The following is a 19,481-nucleotide window of genomic DNA, read 5'->3' on the forward strand; positions in this document are numbered from 1 at the left end:
GTCTGCTAGGCGTTTCGGCTGCGATAGCGCTCGAGAAATTCGGCAATGCGCCGGACCGCCTCTCGCAGGTCTTCTTCATGGGGCAGGAACACGATGCGGAAATGGTCGGGCGTGGACCAGTTGAAGCCGGTGCCCTGCACCAGCATCACTCGGGTTTCTTTCAGCACCTCGAGGAAGAACTGGCGATCGTCCTCGATCGGGTAGAGCTTGGGGTCGAGCCGGGGAAACATGTAGAGCGCGGCGCTGGGCTTGACGCAGCTGACGCCCGGAATGGCGGTGATCAGCTCGTACGCCAGGTCGCGCTGGTGGCGCAGACGGCCACCCGGACCCACCAGGTCGTTGATGCTCTGGTAGCCACCGAGCGCGGTCTGGATCGCCCACTGCCCCGGCACATTGGGGCACAGGCGCATGTTCGAGAGCATGTTGAGGCCCTCGATGTAGTCCTGGGCCATTTTCTTGTCGCCCGACACCACCATCCACCCGGCACGGTAGCCGCAAGAGCGGTAGCTCTTGGACAGCGAGTTGAAAGTCAGCGTCAGCACGTCCTTGGACAGGCTTGCGATGGCCGTGTGCCTGACGCCGTCGTACAGCACCTTGTCGTAGACCTCGTCGGCCAGGATCACCAGCCCGTGCTCGCGCGCGATCGCCACGATGCCCCTGAGCAGTTCGTCCGAGTACAGCGCGCCGGTGGGGTTGTTGGGGTTGATGACGACGATGCCCTTGGTGCGCGGCGTGATCTTGGCGCGGATATCGGCCAGGCTGGGCATCCAGCCGTTCTCCTCATCGCACAGGTAGTGCACCGGCTTGCCGCCCGAGAGGCTCGCAACCGCCGTCCATAGCGGGTAATCGGGGGCGGGCAGCAGCAACTCGTCGCCGTCGTTGAGCAGTGCGTTGGCAGCCATCGCGATCAGTTCGCTCGCCCCATTGCCGAGATAAATATCGTCCAACGTAACGTTGGCGACACCCTGCTTCTGGGTCTCGTGCATCACCGCCTTGCGCGCCGCGAAAATACCCTTGCTGTCCGAGTAGCCGGAGGAGCCCGCGATGTTGCGGATCATGTCCTGCTGGACCTCTTCAGGGGCGTCGAAGCCGAACGGGGCGAGGTTGCCGATGTTCAGCTTGATGATTTTCTGACCCTCTTCCTCCATCTGCTTCGCGGCATCCATGATCGGACCACGGATGTCGTAGAGCACATTGGCCAGCTTGGCCGATTTCTTGAGTGGTTTCAAAGTCCCTCCAGGGGCGGGGTGCACGGGGGAAAACCTATAATTTGACCACAGTTCCCGCCCGTCCCCGATGAAGCTCCAGCCCGACAAATCCGATGCTCAGACCCTGACTGCGCATGGCCCCGGCTGGGTGGCCGTCAACCACGAGAGGATCGAGAACAGCGTGGTGGTGGGCTCGCGGGGCGAGCGTCTTGCCTGGGACTGCAGTCGCTTCGATGAGCTGCGCGCCGAGCACTTCGCGCAGCTGGCCTCGCTCGGCGCCGAACTGGTCATCTTTGGCAGCGGTGCACGCATCCGCTTTCCCCAGCCTGCGTGGATCCAACCATTGATGGCGCGGCGCACGGGCGTCGAGACCATGGACACGGGGGCGGCCTGTCGCACCTACAACATCCTGGCAGGCGAGGGCCGCCACGTGGTCGCGGCTCTGCTGATCGAGAGGCCTGAGGATGGCTAATGGCGGGCGTTTCGAGCTAAAATATCGGGTTACGAATCGGGGCCCCACCCAGTAGTCGTGCAGGGAGCCGCCCAGTCAACGACCAATCTCCATCGTATCGAGCGCTCCAGGCTTGGGCCGCGAGCGAGTGCCAAAAGCCCGACTCGAACATGGAATCAAACGGAGAAAACAAGTTTCATGGCGATCGTTGTCAACAAACCCATCCCTGAATTCGACGCCAACGCCACTGGCGGCATCAAGGTTTCGAACACCTCGCACCTCGGGCAAGTGCTGGTGATGTATTTTTATCCCAAGGACAATACGCCCGGCTGCACGACCGAAGCGATGCAGTTTCGCGATCGCTACAAGGATTTCGTCAAGGCCGGAGCGACCGTGTTCGGAGTCTCACGCGACAACATGAAGTCGCATGACGAGTTCAAGGCCAAGCTCGAACTCCCCTTCGAACTGATCGCCGACACCGAAGAAAAGATGTGCCACATGTTCGGCGTGGTCAAGAACAAGATCATGTACGGCAAGAAGGTCAAGGGTATTGAGCGCAGCACCTTCCTCATCGGCGCCGACGGCGTGCTCAAGGCCGAATGGCGTGGCCTCAAGGTGCCGGGCCATGTCGACGAAGTTCTCAAAGCCGTCAAGACACTCAAGAAGTGATCGACTGATCGGCATCGTTGGTGAGCTTGCGCCAGCAGACGTTGGCGATGCGCAACGCTCACCAAACCTGTCACGGCCGACGTGCATAATGGTTCCATGCCGTTGAGCTCCGCGACCGCATCCACCGAACAAAGCCGCTTGGGTCTTCAGGCGGCTTTTTCGCTTTCTGGCCCCTTCTTCCCTGCGAGCGAACCGCCCCATGCCCCTGCCTCCCGCCCCCACGAAACGCGCCGCACTGCTTTCGCCGGACGCACACGACGCGCCTGCCCGCTCCCTTCACGGAAGGGGTGGTCGTCGCTCCTCCGATCGGCACGCCGACGAGACCCGGTCCAGCGGACCTCAGCCACTCGAACTGTTCGACACGCGTCCCGGGGAAGGTAGCGGTGCGGTCGAGGCCCCGGTCCTGCCGAGCCTGAAAGCCCCCCCGCCCGTCGCGCCAGTCACGCGCAGCAACGAGGAGCGCCGCCCCGCGACGGCAGCCAAGGAAGCGGCCAGCCCGGCCAAGGGCAAGCGAGGCAAACCCATTGGCCCGACCAAGCTCTTCGTGCTGGACACCAACGTGCTGCTGCACGACCCCATGTGCCTGTTCCGTTTCGAAGAGCACGACATCTTCCTGCCGATGATCGTGCTGGAGGAACTTGATGGCCACAAGAAAGGGACGACCGAAGTCGCTCGCAACGGCCGCCAAGCGAGCCGCACCCTGGACGCGCTCGCCGCGGCGCAAGGTGCCGACATCGGGAAGGGTCTGAAACTCGATACCACCGGGCACCGGGAGGCCGGCGGGAAGCTGTTCTTCCAGACGGACCCGCTGGACTACTCGTTGCCGACGAGCTTGCCGCAAGGCAAGGCCGACAACCAGATCCTTGGCGTGGTCCACGCGCTGCGCGAGTTCTATGCCAAGGACGATCCGGGGCGCGCCAGGCAGGAGGTGGTGCTGGTGTCGAAGGACATCAACATGCGGGTAAAGGCTCGCGCTCTGGGCCTGGCCGCAGACGACTATCAGAACGACAAGACACTGGAAGACGGCGACCTGCTCTATTCCGGCGCGTTGGCATTGCCGGCTGACTTCTGGACTCGCCAGAGCAAGCCGATCGAAAGCTGGCAGAGCGGCAGCAACACCTTCTATCGCGTCAGCGGTCCCCTCGTGCCTAACCTCTACATCAACCAGTTCGTGTATTTCGAGGCGCCTGGCGAGCCCAGCATGTATGCCCGCGTGACGGAGATCCGCGACAAGACCGCGGTGCTCAAGACGCTCAAGGACTACGGCTCTATAAAAAACGCTGTCTGGGGCGTGAACACCCGCAACCGTGAGCAGAACTTTGCGATGAACCTGCTGATGGATCCAGAGGTGGACCTTGTCACCCTGACGGGCACAGCCGGCACCGGCAAGACGCTGATGGCGCTTGCCTCGGGCCTTACCCAGGTGCTGGACGACCGCCGCTACACCGAAATCATCATGACCCGGGCGACCGTTAGCGTGGGCGAGGATATCGGCTTCCTTCCCGGCACGGAGGAGGAAAAGATGGGCCCATGGATGGGCGCACTCGACGACAACCTCGAGTTCCTGGCCAAGGGTGACGGCGGGGGGGCAGGCGAATGGGGTCGCGCGGCCACCAACGAGTTGATCCGCAGCCGCATCAAGATCAAGAGTATGAATTTCATGCGCGGCCGCACCTTCCTGAACAAGTACGTGATCATCGATGAGGCGCAGAACCTGACACCGAAGCAGATGAAGACCCTGGTCACCCGGGCGGGCCCTGGCACCAAGATCATCTGCATGGGCAATCTGGCGCAGATCGACACACCTTATCTCACCGAGGGCTCATCCGGCCTGACATTTGCCGTCGACAAGTTCAAGGGCTGGCCGCACAGCGGCCACATCACGCTGGCACGCGGGGAGCGCTCGCGGCTGGCTGACTTCGCAAGCGAGGTACTTTAAAGAGCACCGGCTACCAAGCCGGCGCTCCTCGCGCGCCTCGGAAGGGCTGCTGACGGGACGTTGTCAGGAGCGAACGCGCAGCATGGTGACTTGACTTCGGGCACCGGGCCGAGGCGCTGAGCGTCTCAGTACCGGTGCTCTACCTCAAGAAGAAATGACCCTGGAGAGAGAACCATGCAACCTCGGCTTCAACGCCATGAAGGCTTCAACATCGCCGGTCTGACCGTGCGGACCAGCAACCACACCGAACACGAGCAGCACTCGGCACGCATCGGCAACCTTTGGACGCGCTTCTTCGATGAGCGCGTGTATGCCTTGACACCTAATCGCGTCCACGATATGCGGCTTTACGGCGTGTACTCCGCTTACGAGTCCGACGCGCATGGCGCCTTCGACTTGACGACGGGCGTCGCGGTCTCGGGCGGGCCTTCCGCAGTAAAAGTGGAAGCCGGCGACTACCTCGTCTTCACTGGCCAGGGCCAGATGCCGCAAATGGTGCACTCTCTGTGGGGATCGATCTGGAAGTACTTTGAGCAGCACCCCGAGGTCCGCCGCAGTTATCGCAGCGACTTCGAAGCCTACAGCGGTCCCGACCAGGTCGCCATCCACATCGGCGTAATAGCAGCCTGAGATCGAGGATACGAGCGTGCGAAGACCATGAGATGGGCGAAGGGCGCCACTTTCGTAAAGACTTCGAATGCAAGCTCCTTCGACCTTGACCGTTTATCCCAATGCGCCGCGCCGATCGCCTGTTCCAGATTGTTCAACTGATTCGTGGCCGGCGCCTCACGACCGCGGCCTTCCTTGCTCAGCGGCTGGAGGTGTCAGACCGCACAATCTATCGGGACGTGGCCGACTTGCAGCGCCAGGGAGTGCCGATCGAGGGCGAGGCCGGCGTCGGTTATCGCCTGGGTGCGGGCTTCGACTTGCCGCCACTTATGTTCACGCAGGATGAGGCCGCAGCATTGGTGGCGTCGGCGCGCCTCGCACAGAGCTGGGTCGACCCGGCCATGGCAAAGGACATCCAGACTGCGCTCGGCAAGATCCTGTCGGTGCTCCCTCCGGCCGCACGGGTGTCGGCCGAGAGCCTGGCGCTGTTCGCGCCTGCGCTCGCGCTCGACGATGGAACGCGGCTGCGCCTTCAAACGCTGCGAGAAGCCGTCCAGTCGCGCAATAAGCTGCGCATGGACTACCACGACGTCTCCGGCGCGCCGAGCCAACGCGTGGTTCGACCGCTGGGCTGTTTCTATTGGGGCCGTGTCTGGACCTTCTCGGCGTGGTGCGAACTGCGGGAAGACTTTCGCGGGTTCCGCCTCGATCGGATCGATCGCATCGAGGTCCTGCCGGAGCGATTTCGCCACGAGCCCGGCAAGACGTTGGCGGAGATGCTCCGGCGGCTGCAAGAAGATCCGGCGGAACCTCGGCGATCGCAGCTGCAATAGCGCCTAAAAATCGTCACCGCCGCTGGCCAGGTTCTCGAACTTGGTCAGCGGCTTGAGAAAGGCCAGCTTGACCGTGCCCGTCGGGCCGTTGCGGTGCTTGCTGATGATCACCTCGGCGACACCAGGCTCCTTGCTGTCCTTGTTGTAGTAGTCGTCGCGGTAGATGAACATGATCAAGTCCGCATCCTGCTCGATGGCGCCGGACTCGCGCAGGTCGCTCATCATGGGACGTTTGTCGGTTCGGCTCTCCACGCCACGGCTGAGCTGCGACAAGGCAATCACCGGGCACTTGAGCTCCTTGGCCAGCATCTTGAGCCCGCGGGAGATCTCGCCTACCGCCGTCGCTCGGTTCTCGTCATTCATGCTGCTGGAGACGCTCATCAACTGAAGGTAGTCGACCACGATCAGGCCAAGCCTTCCGTACTGGCGCGCCAATCGGCGCGAATTTGCACGCAGCTCACTGGTGGTTAGCCCCGGCGTCTCGTCGATGTGCAGCGACACATTGCGCAGCTTCTCGATGGCCTCGGTCAGGCGCGGCCATTCTTCGTCGCTGAGCTTGCCGGTGCGCAGGTGACCCTGATCGATGCGGCCAATGGAGCCGACGATACGCACCGCCAGCTGGGACGCCCCCATTTCCATCGAGAACACCGCTACCGGCAGCCCCTCATTGAGCGCCACGTGCTCGGCAATGTTGATCGCCAGCGAGGTCTTGCCCATGGAAGGCCGCGCAGCCAGCACGATCATGTCACCCGGCTGCAGGCCCGACGTCATCTTGTCGAACTCGTAAAAACCGGTGCGCACGCCCGTGATGTCGTTCGGGTTCTCCGCCATCTCGCTGACGCGGTCGAGCAATTCGACCACGAGGGATTCCATGCTCTGGAAGCCCTGCTTCATGCGCGAGCCTTCCTCGCCGATGTTGAAGATTTTCTGCTCGGCCTCGTCGAGGATCTTGTCGACGGACTTGCCCTGCGTGTTGAACGCATTGGTGGCGATTTCGTCACTTGCGCTGACCAGCTTGCGCAGGATCGAGCGCTCGCGCACGATCTCGGCGTAGCGGCGGATGTTGCTGGCACTAGGCACGTATTGCGCCAGCGAATTCAAGTAGCTAAGACCGCCCACCTCCTCGGCCTTGCCCAGGTTCTGCAGCTGCTCGAAGACCGTAATCACGTCGGCTGGTTTACTGGCGTTGATCAGTGCCCCGATGGCTGCGTAGATCAGCTTGTGCTCATGACGGTAGAAGTCACTGTCAACCAGCAGATCACCCATGCGGTCCCATGCGCCGTTGTCGAGCAACAGACCGCCGAGCACGCTCGACTCCGCCTCGATCGAATGCGGCGGGATGCGCAGTTGCGCGATTTGGCGATCGGCCGACGGGTCGTTGTCGGCATAGGAAAAGACGGCGGACATGAACTTCCTTGCAGCCGCACATGCTAAGGCGCATGACGGCCTACGTCACTTGATAGGCTGTGGATAAGCAGTGACTTATCGGTGCAGTGCGCGGGACAACTGCGACCGCAAAAAGCAAAGGCCGCCCCGAAGGCGGCCCATAAGAACAAGATCGCAGCCGCGACCTCGTTTTATCGCGATAAAGGCGTTAAGCGCTTTCGCCGTAAACCGTGACAGTAATGTCGACCACCACGTCGGTATGCAAGGCGACGCTGACGGTGCTGTCGCCGACGGTTTTGATCGGACCGCTCGGCATACGCACTTGCGACTTCGCGATCTTGTATCCCTGCCTGTTGAGCTCGTCCGCGATGTCTTGGTTGGTGACGGAGCCGAACAGGCGGCCGTCGACACCGGCCTTCTGCGTCAGCTTGACGGCGGTGCCGCCGAGCTTCTCCCCTTGTGCCTGCGCCTCGGTCAGCTTGGCGGCGGCGGCCTTTTCAAGTTCGACCCGCTTGGCTTCGAACTCAGCCTTGTTGGCCTCGGTAGCACGGCGAGCGCGACCGGAGGGAATCAGGAAATTACGAGCGTAGCCGTCCTTGACCTTGACGATTTCGCCCAGCACGCCGAGGTTGACGACCTTATCCAGAAGTATGACTTGCATGATGTTCTCGCCTCCTTAAACGCGATGCTGGTCGCTGTAAGGCACCATCGCGAGAAAGCGGGCACGCTTGATCGCGGTGTTGAGCTGACGCTGATAGATCGCGCGCGTGCCGGTAAGCCGCGCGGGGATGATCTTGCCGTTCTCGCTGATGAAATCGCGCAGGGTGTCGATGTCCTTGTAGTCGATCTCTTCGACACCGGCGACAGTGAAGCGGCAGAAGCGCTTGCGCTTGAACAGCAGCGATTGGGTGTTGCGCTTCGGACGCTTGTCCTTGTTGAACTTCTTGAACGTGGCCATTGTGGGACCTCTCGAAAATTAATCTTGCTGAAAATCCTGGATGTGCAGCACTGGGTGCTTGCCATTGCGCGGTGTGGCCAGAAAGCCCTGGAAACGCCAGAGACTTCCAAGTGCCTGCCTCGCCAGCCGCTCTGCAACCGCGCCAAACGCAACGGCCTTGAGAGTCGCCCTGACCTGCCGCGGCTGGGCCGCTTCGGTTATTGTCGACTCGTGTTCGACCCGCAAATCGATCGCGGGCAGACCAGCAGGCGTGAAGCGCAAGGCGCCGAGCTCGGCAACGCAGGCAGTCAGCACGAGCTGATTGACTGCGGCAGCGCTCACACCATCAATTGTTGTTGGCGGCGTACTCGGCCTGCTGGGCCTTGCGAGCTTCTTCGCGCTCAACCGTCTTCATCATTGACGACGGGCCGGTGTCGGCCTTCTTCTTGACGACGGTGAGATGGCGCAGGACGGCATCGTTGAACTTGAAGGCATGCTCAAGTTCGGCCATCACGGCCTGCTCGGCCTCTATGTTCACGCACAGGTAATGCGCTTTGTTGAGCTTGTTGATCTGGTAGGCCAGTTGCCGGCGCCCCCAGTCCTCGACACGATGGACCTTGCCGCCGCCGGCGGTGATCATGCCCTTGTAGCGCTCCAGCATGGCTGGAACTTGCTCGCTTTGATCCGGATGGATCAGCAGAATGATTTCATAGTGACGCATGGCACTCCTTGTGGGTCTTCCGTGGAAGGGATAAAGCCACCCGCAGCGTCAGTCGCAGTGTGGCAAGGCAAAGCCTGTGATTATAGCAGGCATTGCCGTCCTGGAGTGTTCGGTGCGGCTAGCCTCAGATCCCTAACGCGCGGTCCAGCTTCGCGGCCTTGTCCGGACCCACCGCATTCCGAATCTTGGGCGCCAGTGCAAGCAGGTCATCATAGGTCGAGCTGCCTTCTACCGACAGGTTCAGCCTGAAACCGCGCAAGCCAAGGCTGCCAGTGAGCTGCGTCGCAATCAAGTAGGCATCCTTGTAGCGCTGCTGCTTGGAACGCTCAATTGGCTCCGCGGGCAGGACAGAGACCTCCGGCTGGGATCCCGAAGGGTTGCCATCGACCGGAGCCGACACCGGCGTAGAGCTCAGCGGTGTCGCTACCGTCCCCGCATTGGCTGCGTCAGCCGAACTCCCAACTCGACCCAGCAAGCCGAGCTCGACCATCTGGTCAATGTCTGCACGCGCGATTCCCATACCGGCCTCGAGCACCTCGCTGACGGAACGCTTGCCATCAAACAGGATGAACGCGGAGCGTTGACGCGGTGTGAGTCGGACCGAGCGGTCCTTGAACACCTGCTGGCCGGCGTCAGTCTTCACAAGAATCATGGCGTCCTCATGCGGATCAGGGCGCTCTCGGGCTCAAACCGGCCCTTGTGGAACATCCCGAGTGGCTCCCTCCAGGTAGGCGCCAGTTTGACACTAAAGAATGTCTCTGCTTGCGATCTGCTTCACCTGACAGAGAAATTACGCCTTGACCTGTGACGAAAGTTGTAATGCGGCGGGACAAGGTCAGCCCCGCCGCTTCCAGGGAGGCCGATCAGCGCTGCGCCAGCTGTTGCCAGGTGTCGATCACGCTGTCCGGGTTGAGCGAGATCGATTCGATGCCCTGCTCGGCCAGCCAGATGGCAAAGTCAGGATGGTCGCTGGGACCCTGTCCACAGATGCCCACGTACTTGCCCTTTTCCTTGCAGGCCTTGATCACGCGCGCCAACAAGGCCTTGACGGCGGGGTCGCGTTCGTCGAAATCTGCCGCCAGAAGTTCGAGACCGGAGTCCCGGTCGAGTCCCAGCGTGAGCTGCGTCAAGTCGTTCGACCCGATCGAGAAACCATCGAAGAATTCCAGAAACTCCTCGGGAAGGATTGCATTGCTGGGCACCTCGCACATCATGATGAGCTTGAGGTCGTTCTCGCCGCGCTTGAGGCCGTGGTCACCGAGCAATCCGGTCACGCGCGCCGCCTGGCCCAGGGTACGAACAAAGGGCACCATGATCTGCACATTGGTTAGCCCCATTTCGTTGCGTACGCGCTTGAGCGCTTCACATTCCATTGCGAAAGCCTCGCCAAAATCTTCGCTGAGGTAGCGTGCAGCGCCGCGAAAGCCGAGCATCGGGTTCTCTTCCTCCGGCTCGTAGCGGCTGCCGCCGATCAGCTTGCGGTACTCGTTGGACTTGAAATCCGACAGGCGCACGATCACCGGCTTGGGCCAAAAGGCCGCGCCGATGGTGGCGATGCCCTCGGCCACTTTGTCAATATAGAAGGCGCGCGGAGAAGCGTGGCCCCGAGCAACCGATTCGACCGCCTTCTTGAGGTCGGCATCAACGTTCGGATAGTCGAGGATCGCCTTCGGGTGCACGCCGATGTTGTTGTTGATGATGAATTCGAGCCGCGCCAGGCCGACGCCGTGGTTCGGCAACTGGGCGAAGTCGAACGCCAGCTGAGGGTTGCCCACGTTCATCATGAGTTTTATGTCGATTTCCGGCATCTCGCCGCGCTGGACTTCGGTCACTTCGGTCTCGAGCAGGCCGTCGTAGATGAAGCCAGTGTCGCCCTCAGCGCAGCTCACCGTGACGAGCGTGCCATCTTTGAGCAGGTCGGTCGCGTCGCCGCAGCCGACGACCGCCGGGATCCCGAGCTCACGCGCGATGATCGCGGCATGGCAGGTGCGCCCGCCGCGATTGGTGACGATGGCGGAGGCACGCTTCATCACCGGCTCCCAGTTCGGATCCGTCATGTCGGTCACCAGCACGTCGCCAGGCTGAACCTTGTCCATCTCGCTGATGCTGTGGACCAGGCGAACCGGCCCGGTGCCGATCTTTTGGCCGATCGCACGGCCCTCGGCCAGCACGGGGCCCTTGGCCAACAGCTTGTAGCGCTGCTCGGCCTTGCCCTGCTGCTGGCTCTTCACAGTCTCCGGGCGGGCCTGGAGGATGTAGAGCTGGCCGTCGGTGCCGTCCTTGCCCCACTCGATGTCCATCGGGCGGCCGTAGTGCTCCTCGATCACCAGCGCGTACTTGGCCAACTGCTCCACCTCGGCATCGGTGAGCGAGTAGCGGTTGCGCTGCTCGGTCGGAACATCGGTGGTCTTTACCAGCTTGCCGGTGCCGGCCTTCTCGGCCGCATTGGCGAATTCCATATGGACCAGCTTGGAGCCGAGGTTGCGGCGAATCACTGCGCGCTTGCCCGCCTTGAGCATGGGCTTGTGCACGTAGAACTCGTCCGGGTTCACGGCGCCTTGCACCACCGTTTCACCCAGCCCGTAGCTGGAGGTAATAAAAACCACGCCGTCAAAGCCAGACTCGGTGTCGATGGTGAACATCACGCCTGCGGCGCCCAGGTCGCTGCGCACCATGCGCTGCACACCCGCCGATAACGCTACGACGTCGTGGGCGAAGCCCTTGTGGACGCGGTAGCTGATGGCGCGGTCGTTATAGAGGGAGGCGAACACTTCCTTCATTTTGTGAAGCACATCCTCGATGCCCACCACGTTGAGGAAAGTTTCCTGCTGGCCGGCGAAGGAGGCGTCGGGCAAGTCTTCCGCGGTGGCCGACGAGCGCACGGCAAAAGAGGCCTCGGGGTTGCCTGCGCTCAGTTCGGCGAAAGCCGCCTTGATCGCCTGCTCCAGGTCGGCGGGGAATGGCTGCGCCTCGACCATGGCCCGGATCTCGGCGCCTGCTGCGGCCAGGGCACGGACGTCTTCCGTGTCCAGGCTTTCGAGCTTTTTGCTGATGCGATCGGCGAGACCATCGTGGGCCAGGAATTGCCGGAACGCATGCGCCGTGGTCGCGAAACCGGTCGGCACGCGCACTCCTTGCGGGAGTTGGGAAATCATTTCGCCGAGGCTGGCGTTCTTGCCGCCGACCGACTCGACGTCGGTCATTCTCAGGTTCTCAAACGGTACGACCAGGGCGGTCGCTTCGAAGAGTGCAGACATGGGAAAGCTCCAGAAGTTGAAACCGGGACGACATGCAGACGGCGCGGCGCGATCGTTCTGATTGCTCTGGGCGCAAACGCGGTGTGCATGGATGAAGGTAGGGACGACGGGAACGGGCGCATTCCCGATAATGTGCCGGATTGTAGGCGCCGAGTGGGTCGGCGCGCCGCAGGACAAGGCCGTCAAGCATGCACACACGCACCGTTTTCTTCGTCTCCGACGGCACCGGCATCACCGCCGAAACCTTCGGGAACGCCGTCTTGGCCCAGTTCGAGATCAAACCCCGCCATGTGCGGCTGCCCTTCACCGATACGGTGGACAAGGCGCACCAGGCGGTGCGCAGGATCAACCATACGGCGGAAGTGGAAGGGCTGCGCCCCATCGTCTTCACCACACTGGCGAACATGGAAGTACTGGAGGTGATCGAGACAGGTTGCAAGGGCATGCTGCTCGACATGTTCGGCACCTTCGTGCGGCCTCTCGAGATCGAGTTGGCGATGAAATCCAATCATCGCATCGGCCGGTTCAGCGACGTCAGCAAGAGCAAGGAATACAACGCCCGGATTCAGGCCATCGACTTCAGCCTGGCACATGACGATGGTCAAAGCAACCGCGATCTCGAAAGTGCCGACGTGATACTGATCGGGGTCAGCCGCAGCGGCAAGACACCGACCTCACTTTATCTCGCGATGCAGCACGGCCTGAAGGCGGCCAACTATCCGCTGATTCCCGAGGACTTCGAGCGCCGCCAGTTGCCGCCGGCGCTGATGCCGCACCGCAAGAAAATCTTCGGGCTCACGATCCAACCCGAGCGCCTGAGCGAGATCCGCAACGAGAGGCGGCCGAACTCGCGCTACGCAAGTATCGAGAACTGCCGGCATGAGGTGAGCGAGGCCGAGGCCATGATGCGGCGCGCCGGCATTCGATGGCTGTCCACCACGACGAAGTCGATCGAGGAGATCGCGACCACCATCCTGCAAGAACTGCGGCCAGAACGGCTGACCTACTGAGCGTGCGCCTCACCCGCAGTTACTAAGATTGATCTTATAATCGGCGCGTGGCAAGCCCTTCCGCCGACACCCTGCACACCGCCGTACGACTGCGTGCGTCGATCTCACAACTGACCCGGCATCTTCGCGCGCAAAGCGCCGAGTCCGCCGGCTCGGCACGCCTCAGTGTGCTCGGGCAGCTGTACCGGCGCGGCCCGCTGAGCCCGACCGAATTGGCGCTGCATGAGCGCGTCAAGCTCCAAACGCTCACACGGCTGTTGGCGGAGATCGGGAGAGAGGGGCTGATTGAACGCCGCGCCGATACAGGTGACGCGCGCAAATCCATTCTTTCTCTGACCGACGCAGGCGCGCGGTTGCTGGGAGCCGAGGTCCATCGCAGGGAAACCTCGCTCGCAGCCGCGATCGCGGAATGCCTGAGCAAAGGTGAGCGCGCGGATCTGCTTGCGGCCTGCGAACTGATCGACCGCGTCGCCCAATCACTGGAATTGCCACCGCGGTCTCAGCCAGCTCCGCCCCTCAAGGCATGAGCGACTCGACCTGGCGCCAGGGCTTGCAACTGGCGGCAGCCGTGCTGCTGTCTTACCTCACATCCACGGCCCTGCGGCTGCCGGAAGGCTTCTGGGCCGTGATGAGCGCCCTGATCGTGGTGCGCCCCAGCACTGTTTCCACACTTGGCGCAGGCTGGGATCGCATGCGTGCCACGGCTGCGGGGGCAGGCGTCGGGTTGGGGGGTGTCTGGCTGCAGGACCACTTCGGCTTCGACTCGACGGCAGCAGTGCTGGGCACCATAGCTCTTCTCGCAGCAGCCAGCGCGTGGCGCTCGTCCATGCGCAACGTGCCGATTGCCGCCTTGATCGTGCTCTCGAGCGGTGCAATGGCGGGCCATTCGGCGCTGCAGGTCGCTGGGTTGAGAGTGGCCCAGATCGCCATCGGGGTGGCAAGCGGCGTTGTCGTTTCGCTGTTGGGAGTTCAATGGAACGCCCGCGCGCGTTTTGACGCGGCGTGTGCATCGGCGTTGCGCAAGATGGCTGAGCACGTCGTGAGCGATTTGGGAGCGCGGACGCCCCCGGCGCACGAGAAGGAAGCCGCCGCAGCCGAGCTGCGGCTCGCGCTGCGGGAGCTGGCGGTACAGGCAGCAAGCGCAGATCGCGAAGCCAGGTTCTGGCGGCGTCTGAGCCGCTGCTGGCGCGAACTCCCGCAACGCAGCGAGACCGCCCGCTGTGTCGGCCTCGCGCGACTGACGATCCGGACCGCGCACGACGCCGCCCTGTTGGGGCGCCTGGCCGACAGCGCAACGATGGGGCGTGACGATCCGGCATGGACGAGCCTGGCACAAGCTGCGAACCGAGCGTTGTCGACAACGGCGAACAGCATCGAAGGCCACGGTCCTCCCGAGCTTGGCCTGTTGCGTCCTTTCGCGGCGAAAGTCACCTTGCCCGCCGGGGAGCTTCAAGCTCCGCTCGCACCTCCGATTCCGTGGATCGCACCGGCAGCACGCTTGCTGATGCAGGATCTCACGAGCCTCGCCGGTCGAGCCGCCTGTTAAGCCACGGCCTCGGCTGTTGCGCCTTTTTCTGCCGGTGCCGAGGTACGGATCAGGTGGTCGAAGGCGCTGAGCGCCGCCTTCGCGCCATCACCGGCCGCGATGATGATCTGCTTGAACGGGACCGTCGTCGCATCGCCGGCCGCGAACACGCCGGGCACCGAGGTCTGACCCTTCGCGTCGACCACGATCTCGCCGTGCTTCGAGAGCTCGAGCGTGCCCTTCAGCCAGTCTGTGTTGGGCACCAGGCCGATCTGGACGAACACGCCCTCCAGCGCAACCTTGCGGGTCTCGCCTGTCGCGCGGTCCTTGTAGATCAGGCCGTCGACCTTCTGCTGGTCGCCAGTGATTTCGGTGGTCTGCGCGTTGGTGACGATCTCGACGTTGGCAAGGCTCTTCAGCTTGCGCTGCAGCACCGCGTCTGCACGCAGTTGGGTGTCGAACTCGAGCAACGTGACATGGCCGACGATGCCGGCCAGATCGATAGCGGCTTCGACGCCCGAGTTGCCGCCGCCTATGACCGCCACACGCTTGCCCTTGAAGAGCGGCCCGTCACAGTGCGGGCAATAGGCCACGCCCTTGTTCTTGTACTCCTGCTCGCCCGGTACATTGATGTTGCGCCAACGTGCGCCCGTCGATAGCACGACGGAGCGGCTCTTGAGCGAGGCACCGTTCTCGAGCTTGATCTCTATCAGGTCCTTGCCGGGCACCAGTGCCGATGCGCGCTGGAGATTCATGATGTCGACTTCGTAGTGGCGCACATGCTCTTCGAGCGCCAGGGCGAAGCGAGGGCCCTCTGTTTCCTTGATCGAAATGAAGTTTTCGATGCCCAACGTGTCGAGCACCTGGCCGCCGAAGCGCTCGGAGGCGATGCCGGTCCGGATGCCCTTGCGCGCGGCATAGACCGCCGCCGCCGCCCCGGCGGGACCGCCGCCCACGATCAAGACGTCGAAGGGATCCTTGGCGGCGATCTTCTTCGCCTCGCGCTCGACGCCGCTGGTGTCGATCTTCGCAAGAATTTCTTCCAGGCTCATGCGGCCCTGGCCGAACTCGGTGCCGTTCAGGAAAACCGTGGGAACAGCCATGACCTGGCGTTCCTTCACCTCGTCCTGAAAGAGCGAGCCGTCGATCATGGTGGTCCTGATGCTCGGGTTCTGCACAGCCATCAGGTTGAGCGCCTGCACGACGTCCGGGCAGTTGTGGCAGGTGAGCGAAATGTAGACCTCGAACTCGAAGTCGCCCTCCAGCGCGCGGATCTGCTCGAGAACGGCCTGCTCCACCTTAGGCGGGTAGCCGCCGACCTGGAGCAGCGCCAGAATGAGCGATGTGAACTCGTGACCCATGGGCAAGCCGGCGAAACGCGGGCCGTTGCTCTGGCTTGGGCGATTGATCGAGAACGATGGCTTGCGGTGGTTGTCGTCGCGGCTCTCGATGACCTTCACCAGCGATGACGACTCCGCCACATCATTCAGCAGCGATTGCAGGTCGATCGACGCCTTGCTGTCATCGAGCGAGGCGACGATTTCCACGGGCTGCGTAATGCGATCGAGATAGCTTTTCAGTTGTGCTTTGGTGCCGGCGTCGAGCATGGCGAACTCACCTCTTAAGAATCGAAAGGCAGAAACAGAAAAGCCCGGGTGCGAACGCGCCCGGGCCTGGCGCGAACGGATGGCTTAGATCTTGCCGACCAGGTCGAACGACGGCTTGAGCGTCTCGGCGCCCTCGGTCCACTTCGCAGGGCAGACTTCACCCGGGTGAGCGGCAACATACTGGGCAGCCTTCACGCGACGCAGCAATTCGGCGGCGTCGCGGCCAATACCGTTGTCGTGCACCTCAACGGTCTTGATCTTGCCTTCGGGGTCGATCACGAAGGTGCCACGATAAGCAAGGCCGGCGTCTTCGCCTTCCTCGATCAGGACCTGGAAGGCGCGTGCGAGCTGCTGGCTGGGGTCGCCGATCAGGGGGTACTTGACCTTGGCGATGGTGTCGGAGGTGTCATGCCAAGCCTTGTGCGTGAAGTGGGTGTCCGTCGACACGCCGTAGATCTCGACCCCGAGCTTCTGGAATTCCGCGTAGTGATCGGCCAGGTCGCCGAGTTCGGTCGGGCACACGAAGGTGAAGTCGGCCGGATAGAAGACGACGACAGACCACTTGCCCTTGAAGCTTTCATTGCTGACCGGGACAAACTTGCCGTTGTGATATGCGGTGGCTTTGAACGGGACGATTTCTGTGTTGATCAGGGACATGTAGCGATTCCTTGCTGAGACTATTGAAAATGCGAGCCTCGAGTATAACCAATGATCAGAACACTTTCGATAGCGGAGCACTATTGGATGAATTGGGGTGCACTATGAAGGACGCCCTGGGCAGTGCTGCGTCCCAATGCGAACACCTATCACCATCACACGCATGCAGAACGCCCGAACAGGGGTTCTCTTGCCTGCGGCTGCGCGCCGCTCACACAATCCATGCTTTCAAGAACAAGGAAGAACCATGAAGGGCGACCCCCAAGTCATCGACTATCTGCAGGCGCAGCTGAAGAACGAGCTGACCGCGATCAATCAATATTTCCTGCACTACCGGATGCTCAAGCACTGGGGTTTGGACAAGCTGGCCAAGAAGGAATACGAAGAATCCATTGGCGAGATGAAGCACGCAGACAAGCTCATGGACCGCATCTTCATGCTGGACGGCCTGCCAAACCTGCAAGACCTGGCCAAGCTCCGCATAGGTGAAGACGTACCCGAAATCCTGCAGTGCGACCTTGCCTCCGAAACAGGTGCTCAGGCCACCATCAAGGACGGCATCGCCCACTGCGAGGCGGTTCGCGACTACGTTTCGCGCGACCTCCTGCAGGGTATTCTGGACGACACCGAAGAGCACATCGACTTTCTGGAGACCCAGATCGATCTGGTCGGCAAGGTCGGCCTGCAAAACTACCTGCAGTCGCAGATGGGCGAAGTCGAGTAAGGCCCCTCACCTCCACTCTGATCCGGCGGGGCCCCTCAGGGGCCCCTTTTTTTGCCACTGGGGTCTTCATAGTTATTGCAAATGCGAGGAATTCGTATTTATAATCGCAGCTCCTACCAACAGCCAGCCAGACTGCCGCCCATTGCCATGATCGTTTGCGTATGCCGCCGAGTGTCTGACCGTGAGATCGCGCGCCATGCCCGAGCGGGGATGACCTTTGACGAAGTGCAGTTCGAACTCGGCGTCGCCACCCAGTGCGGCCAATGCGAGAGCTGTGCACGCGACGTGGTCGCGCAGTGCAGCGCCTCCCATCCGATCGCCGCGCTCAACCGCGAAGCGGAGCCACGTTCGATCCAGCTTGCCAACGCACTGACGGAAAGCAGGATATGGAACTCTTCTCGGTCCTCGGCATCAGCCTGATCGTCGTAAGCAGCTCGGCATGGTGGATTTTTCGTAAGTAACAGCCAGCGGTGCTGCATCCGGCGCTCTGCAGTGTCGGGCACTTGAATGTTTGATCGTGTCTGACCGCTTCTCCCCGTCGCCGCCTTCCGTTCTGGGCTTCTCACGCAATGCGCTCATCGCGGGCGGCGTCGTCCTGTTCCACGTTGCGGCGCTCTGGGCATTGCAGAGCGGCCTGTTGCGGCGGACCGCCGAGGTGATCATCCCGGTAGAAATTCTGAGCGAATTCATCGAGCCGCCCAAACCGAAGGAAGTGCCACCTCCTCCGCCCCCTCCACCACCACCAAAGCCTCGGATCGTCAAGGCGCCGCCGCCGCCGCGGCCCCAAGCGATCCGCGAGCCCAAACCCACGCCCGCGCCGAATGCCCCCGTCGGCACGGTTGAGCCCCCACCGCCTCCCGCCCCGATTGCGCCACCCGCGCCAATCGCGCCACCGGCACCACCGCCCGCGCCGCCAGCCCCCCCCGCCGTGCAACTGCCTTCCGAGGATGCGGAGTACGCAAGAAGCTGCAAGCCCAACTACCCTGCCATGAGCACCCGCCTCGGCGAACAGGGCAAAGTCATTGTCAAGGTGGTCGTGGGCGCGGATGGTTTGCCAAAGCAGGTCGATATTCACAAGTCCAGCGGTTTCGACCGCCTGGATGCGGCGGCAAAAGAGGCCATGCTGAGGTGCCGTTTCTCACCCGGCAAGGTCGGCGGCGTCGCGAAACAGATGTCCTACGACGCTCCCGTCAACTTTGTATTGAACTGATCTTTTTTTGGAGTGCTTATGGATTCCCACTTTGGCCTGATGAACGTCTGGAGTCAGGGCGACTTCGTCACCCGTGCCGTGGCCCTGCTCCTGGTCGGCATGTCGCTCGCGTCTTGGATCGTGATCCTGGTCAAGGCACTGGACATCATCCGGTACAAGCGCCTCGCCAAGCACTCGCAGGACTTCTGGCACAGCGAAGACTTTGCCACTGCCCTCAACAAGCTGGGCAAGGATGACAGCAACCCGTTTCGTGCGCTGGCGCTGGAAGGCCGGGAAGCGGCGGCGCATCATCGCAATACCAAGGCGCATCTGCACGACGCGCTCGATGTCAGCGACTGGATCACCCGCGCGCTGCGCAACGGCATCGACGAATTCACTGCACGGCTGCAGACAGGCCTCGCCATCCTGGCCTCCGTGGGCTCTACGGCGCCATTCATCGGCCTGTTCGGGACGGTCTGGGGCATCTACCACGCCCTGATGAGCATCAGCTCGGCCGGTCAAGCAACTATCGACAAGGTGGCCGGGCCGATCGGCGAAGCGCTGATCATGACGGCGCTGGGCCTCGCGGTCGCCATTCCCGCCGTGCTGGGCTACAACGCACTGGTACGCGGCAACAAATTCGTGCTGACCAAACTCAACAGCTTCGCGCATGACCTTCATGCCTACTTCGTGACCGGCGCGCGGGTGCAAAGCGGCGTCGAGGCCACGGTGGTTCCGCTCAAGAAAGGCTGAGTAATA

Annotated in this window: 22 protein-coding genes; 12 read left to right on the forward strand and 10 right to left on the reverse strand. The window is 62.3% G+C overall.

Going from position 1 to position 19,481, the window contains the following annotated elements; genetic code table 11:
• Nucleotides 1–5: 5 nt before the first annotated feature.
• Nucleotides 6–1,229, reverse strand: coding sequence for a pyridoxal phosphate-dependent aminotransferase (locus E5CHR_RS21730; protein ID WP_162581768.1), 1,224 nt, complete (start codon nucleotides 1,227–1,229; stop codon nucleotides 6–8).
• A 67-nt stretch (nucleotides 1,230–1,296) separates the two neighbouring features.
• Here E5CHR_RS21730 and E5CHR_RS21735 point away from each other — a divergent pair, with 67 nt between their 5' ends.
• The 5 genes from E5CHR_RS21735 (at nucleotide 1,297) to E5CHR_RS21755 (ending at nucleotide 5,709) form a co-directional block, all read left to right on the forward strand.
• A complete protein-coding gene (locus E5CHR_RS21735; protein ID WP_162581769.1) occupies nucleotides 1,297–1,680 on the forward strand; it encodes an Mth938-like domain-containing protein in 384 nt (127 codons plus the stop codon).
• 177 nt (nucleotides 1,681–1,857) lie between these two features.
• Complete coding sequence (locus tag E5CHR_RS21740; RefSeq protein ID WP_162575924.1) at nucleotides 1,858–2,328, forward strand: peroxiredoxin; 471 nt, start codon at nucleotides 1,858–1,860, stop codon at nucleotides 2,326–2,328.
• A 199-nt stretch (nucleotides 2,329–2,527) separates the two neighbouring features.
• The gene (locus E5CHR_RS21745; protein ID WP_162581770.1) at nucleotides 2,528–4,267 is read left to right on the forward strand and encodes a PhoH family protein; all 1,740 of its coding nucleotides are present in this window, start codon (nucleotides 2,528–2,530) and stop codon (nucleotides 4,265–4,267) included.
• Between the two features lie 174 nt (nucleotides 4,268–4,441).
• A complete protein-coding gene (locus E5CHR_RS21750; RefSeq protein WP_162581771.1) occupies nucleotides 4,442–4,897 on the forward strand; it encodes a GyrI-like domain-containing protein in 456 nt (151 codons plus the stop codon).
• 101 nt (nucleotides 4,898–4,998) lie between these two features.
• The gene (locus E5CHR_RS21755; protein ID WP_162581772.1) at nucleotides 4,999–5,709 is read left to right on the forward strand and encodes a helix-turn-helix transcriptional regulator; all 711 of its coding nucleotides are present in this window, start codon (nucleotides 4,999–5,001) and stop codon (nucleotides 5,707–5,709) included.
• Nucleotides 5,710–5,712: 3 nt separating this feature from the next.
• Here E5CHR_RS21755 and dnaB read toward each other — a convergent pair whose 3' ends face one another.
• The 7 genes from dnaB to ppsA form a co-directional block, all read right to left on the reverse strand.
• Nucleotides 5,713–7,116 (reverse strand): replicative DNA helicase, encoded by a 1,404-nt coding sequence (gene dnaB, locus E5CHR_RS21760; protein ID WP_162581773.1) that lies wholly within the window; start codon nucleotides 7,114–7,116, stop codon nucleotides 5,713–5,715.
• 187 nt (nucleotides 7,117–7,303) lie between these two features.
• Nucleotides 7,304–7,756, reverse strand: a complete 453-nt coding sequence (rplI, locus tag E5CHR_RS21765) for a 50S ribosomal protein L9 (protein WP_162581774.1) — start codon at nucleotides 7,754–7,756, stop codon at nucleotides 7,304–7,306.
• Nucleotides 7,757–7,771: 15 nt separating this feature from the next.
• The gene (gene rpsR / locus E5CHR_RS21770) at nucleotides 7,772–8,053 is read right to left on the reverse strand and encodes a 30S ribosomal protein S18 (RefSeq protein ID WP_007830781.1); all 282 of its coding nucleotides are present in this window, start codon (nucleotides 8,051–8,053) and stop codon (nucleotides 7,772–7,774) included.
• 18 nt (nucleotides 8,054–8,071) lie between these two features.
• The gene (priB, locus tag E5CHR_RS21775; protein WP_232062155.1) at nucleotides 8,072–8,374 is read right to left on the reverse strand and encodes a primosomal replication protein N; all 303 of its coding nucleotides are present in this window, start codon (nucleotides 8,372–8,374) and stop codon (nucleotides 8,072–8,074) included.
• Between the two features lie 4 nt (nucleotides 8,375–8,378).
• Nucleotides 8,379–8,753, reverse strand: coding sequence for a 30S ribosomal protein S6 (rpsF, locus tag E5CHR_RS21780; protein ID WP_162581775.1), 375 nt, complete (start codon nucleotides 8,751–8,753; stop codon nucleotides 8,379–8,381).
• Nucleotides 8,754–8,877: 124 nt separating this feature from the next.
• Entirely contained in the window at nucleotides 8,878–9,405 is a 528-nt protein-coding gene (locus E5CHR_RS21785; protein ID WP_162581776.1) for a hypothetical protein, read from the reverse strand.
• A 211-nt stretch (nucleotides 9,406–9,616) separates the two neighbouring features.
• On the reverse strand, nucleotides 9,617–12,010 hold the full coding sequence (gene ppsA, locus E5CHR_RS21790) for a phosphoenolpyruvate synthase (protein WP_162581777.1): 2,394 nt from the start codon (nucleotides 12,008–12,010) through the stop codon (nucleotides 9,617–9,619).
• 188 nt (nucleotides 12,011–12,198) lie between these two features.
• On the opposite strand from ppsA, the gene ppsR reads away from it, so the two are divergent.
• From ppsR to E5CHR_RS21805, 3 genes are read left to right on the forward strand one after another with little or no spacing between them, the layout of a single operon-like run.
• Nucleotides 12,199–13,020 carry a posphoenolpyruvate synthetase regulatory kinase/phosphorylase PpsR gene (gene ppsR, locus E5CHR_RS21795; RefSeq protein ID WP_162581778.1) on the forward strand — a complete coding sequence of 274 codons (822 nt, stop codon included), beginning with the start codon at nucleotides 12,199–12,201 and terminating at the stop codon, nucleotides 13,018–13,020.
• Nucleotides 13,021–13,067: 47 nt separating this feature from the next.
• Nucleotides 13,068–13,547 carry a MarR family winged helix-turn-helix transcriptional regulator gene (locus E5CHR_RS21800; protein WP_162581779.1) on the forward strand — a complete coding sequence of 160 codons (480 nt, stop codon included), beginning with the start codon at nucleotides 13,068–13,070 and terminating at the stop codon, nucleotides 13,545–13,547.
• Complete coding sequence (locus tag E5CHR_RS21805) at nucleotides 13,544–14,566, forward strand: FUSC family protein (protein WP_162581780.1); 1,023 nt, start codon at nucleotides 13,544–13,546, stop codon at nucleotides 14,564–14,566. Before E5CHR_RS21800 ends, E5CHR_RS21805 begins: the two co-directional genes overlap by 4 nt.
• Here E5CHR_RS21805 and ahpF read toward each other — a convergent pair.
• Both ahpF and ahpC read right to left on the reverse strand, forming a co-directional pair.
• Complete coding sequence (gene ahpF, locus E5CHR_RS21810) at nucleotides 14,563–16,152, reverse strand: alkyl hydroperoxide reductase subunit F (protein ID WP_162581781.1); 1,590 nt, start codon at nucleotides 16,150–16,152, stop codon at nucleotides 14,563–14,565. The genes E5CHR_RS21805 and ahpF overlap by 4 nt on opposite strands.
• A gap of 84 nt (nucleotides 16,153–16,236) precedes the next feature.
• Nucleotides 16,237–16,809, reverse strand: coding sequence for an alkyl hydroperoxide reductase subunit C (gene ahpC / locus E5CHR_RS21815; protein ID WP_162581782.1), 573 nt, complete (start codon nucleotides 16,807–16,809; stop codon nucleotides 16,237–16,239).
• A 247-nt stretch (nucleotides 16,810–17,056) separates the two neighbouring features.
• On the opposite strand from ahpC, the gene bfr reads away from it, so the two are divergent.
• The 4 genes from bfr (at nucleotide 17,057) to E5CHR_RS21835 (ending at nucleotide 19,475) form a co-directional block, all read left to right on the forward strand.
• Complete coding sequence (gene bfr, locus E5CHR_RS21820; RefSeq protein ID WP_162581783.1) at nucleotides 17,057–17,533, forward strand: bacterioferritin; 477 nt, start codon at nucleotides 17,057–17,059, stop codon at nucleotides 17,531–17,533.
• 147 nt (nucleotides 17,534–17,680) lie between these two features.
• Complete coding sequence (locus tag E5CHR_RS21825; RefSeq protein WP_162581784.1) at nucleotides 17,681–17,953, forward strand: (2Fe-2S)-binding protein; 273 nt, start codon at nucleotides 17,681–17,683, stop codon at nucleotides 17,951–17,953.
• A gap of 94 nt (nucleotides 17,954–18,047) precedes the next feature.
• Entirely contained in the window at nucleotides 18,048–18,743 is a 696-nt protein-coding gene (locus tag E5CHR_RS21830) for an energy transducer TonB (RefSeq protein WP_162583834.1), read from the forward strand.
• Between the two features lie 18 nt (nucleotides 18,744–18,761).
• Nucleotides 18,762–19,475: a MotA/TolQ/ExbB proton channel family protein gene (locus tag E5CHR_RS21835; RefSeq protein ID WP_162581785.1), complete on the forward strand. Its 714-nt coding sequence runs from the start codon at nucleotides 18,762–18,764 to the stop codon at nucleotides 19,473–19,475.
• Nucleotides 19,476–19,481 lie beyond the last annotated feature (6 nt).

Source organism: Variovorax sp. PBS-H4 (assembly GCF_901827205.1).
Taxonomy (GTDB): domain Bacteria; phylum Pseudomonadota; class Gammaproteobacteria; order Burkholderiales; family Burkholderiaceae_C; genus Variovorax.

Excerpts from the sequence above, each read along its gene's own strand:
- ahpF (WP_162581781.1), bottom strand. The coding sequence starts at position 16,152 with ATGCTCGACGCCGGCACCAAAGCACAACTGAAAAGCTATCTCGATCGC.
- ppsR (WP_162581778.1), top strand. The coding sequence starts at position 12,199 with ATGCACACACGCACCGTTTTCTTCGTCTCCGACGGCACCGGCATCACC.
- rpsF (WP_162581775.1), bottom strand. The coding sequence starts at position 8,753 with ATGCGTCACTATGAAATCATTCTGCTGATCCATCCGGATCAAAGCGAG.
- E5CHR_RS21755 (WP_162581772.1), top strand. The coding sequence starts at position 4,999 with ATGCGCCGCGCCGATCGCCTGTTCCAGATTGTTCAACTGATTCGTGGC.
- rpsR (WP_007830781.1), bottom strand. The coding sequence starts at position 8,053 with ATGGCCACGTTCAAGAAGTTCAACAAGGACAAGCGTCCGAAGCGCAAC.
- dnaB (WP_162581773.1), bottom strand. The coding sequence starts at position 7,116 with ATGTCCGCCGTCTTTTCCTATGCCGACAACGACCCGTCGGCCGATCGC.
- E5CHR_RS21825 (WP_162581784.1), top strand. The coding sequence starts at position 17,681 with ATGATCGTTTGCGTATGCCGCCGAGTGTCTGACCGTGAGATCGCGCGC.
- E5CHR_RS21785 (WP_162581776.1), bottom strand. The coding sequence starts at position 9,405 with ATGATTCTTGTGAAGACTGACGCCGGCCAGCAGGTGTTCAAGGACCGC.
- E5CHR_RS21740 (WP_162575924.1), top strand. The coding sequence starts at position 1,858 with ATGGCGATCGTTGTCAACAAACCCATCCCTGAATTCGACGCCAACGCC.
- ahpC (WP_162581782.1), bottom strand. The coding sequence starts at position 16,809 with ATGTCCCTGATCAACACAGAAATCGTCCCGTTCAAAGCCACCGCATAT.
- ppsA (WP_162581777.1), bottom strand. The coding sequence starts at position 12,010 with ATGTCTGCACTCTTCGAAGCGACCGCCCTGGTCGTACCGTTTGAGAAC.
- bfr (WP_162581783.1), top strand. The coding sequence starts at position 17,057 with ATGAAGGGCGACCCCCAAGTCATCGACTATCTGCAGGCGCAGCTGAAG.
- E5CHR_RS21750 (WP_162581771.1), top strand. The coding sequence starts at position 4,442 with ATGCAACCTCGGCTTCAACGCCATGAAGGCTTCAACATCGCCGGTCTG.
- rplI (WP_162581774.1), bottom strand. The coding sequence starts at position 7,756 with ATGCAAGTCATACTTCTGGATAAGGTCGTCAACCTCGGCGTGCTGGGC.
- E5CHR_RS21735 (WP_162581769.1), top strand. The coding sequence starts at position 1,297 with ATGAAGCTCCAGCCCGACAAATCCGATGCTCAGACCCTGACTGCGCAT.
- E5CHR_RS21745 (WP_162581770.1), top strand. The coding sequence starts at position 2,528 with ATGCCCCTGCCTCCCGCCCCCACGAAACGCGCCGCACTGCTTTCGCCG.
- E5CHR_RS21805 (WP_162581780.1), top strand. The coding sequence starts at position 13,544 with ATGAGCGACTCGACCTGGCGCCAGGGCTTGCAACTGGCGGCAGCCGTG.
- E5CHR_RS21835 (WP_162581785.1), top strand. The coding sequence starts at position 18,762 with ATGGATTCCCACTTTGGCCTGATGAACGTCTGGAGTCAGGGCGACTTC.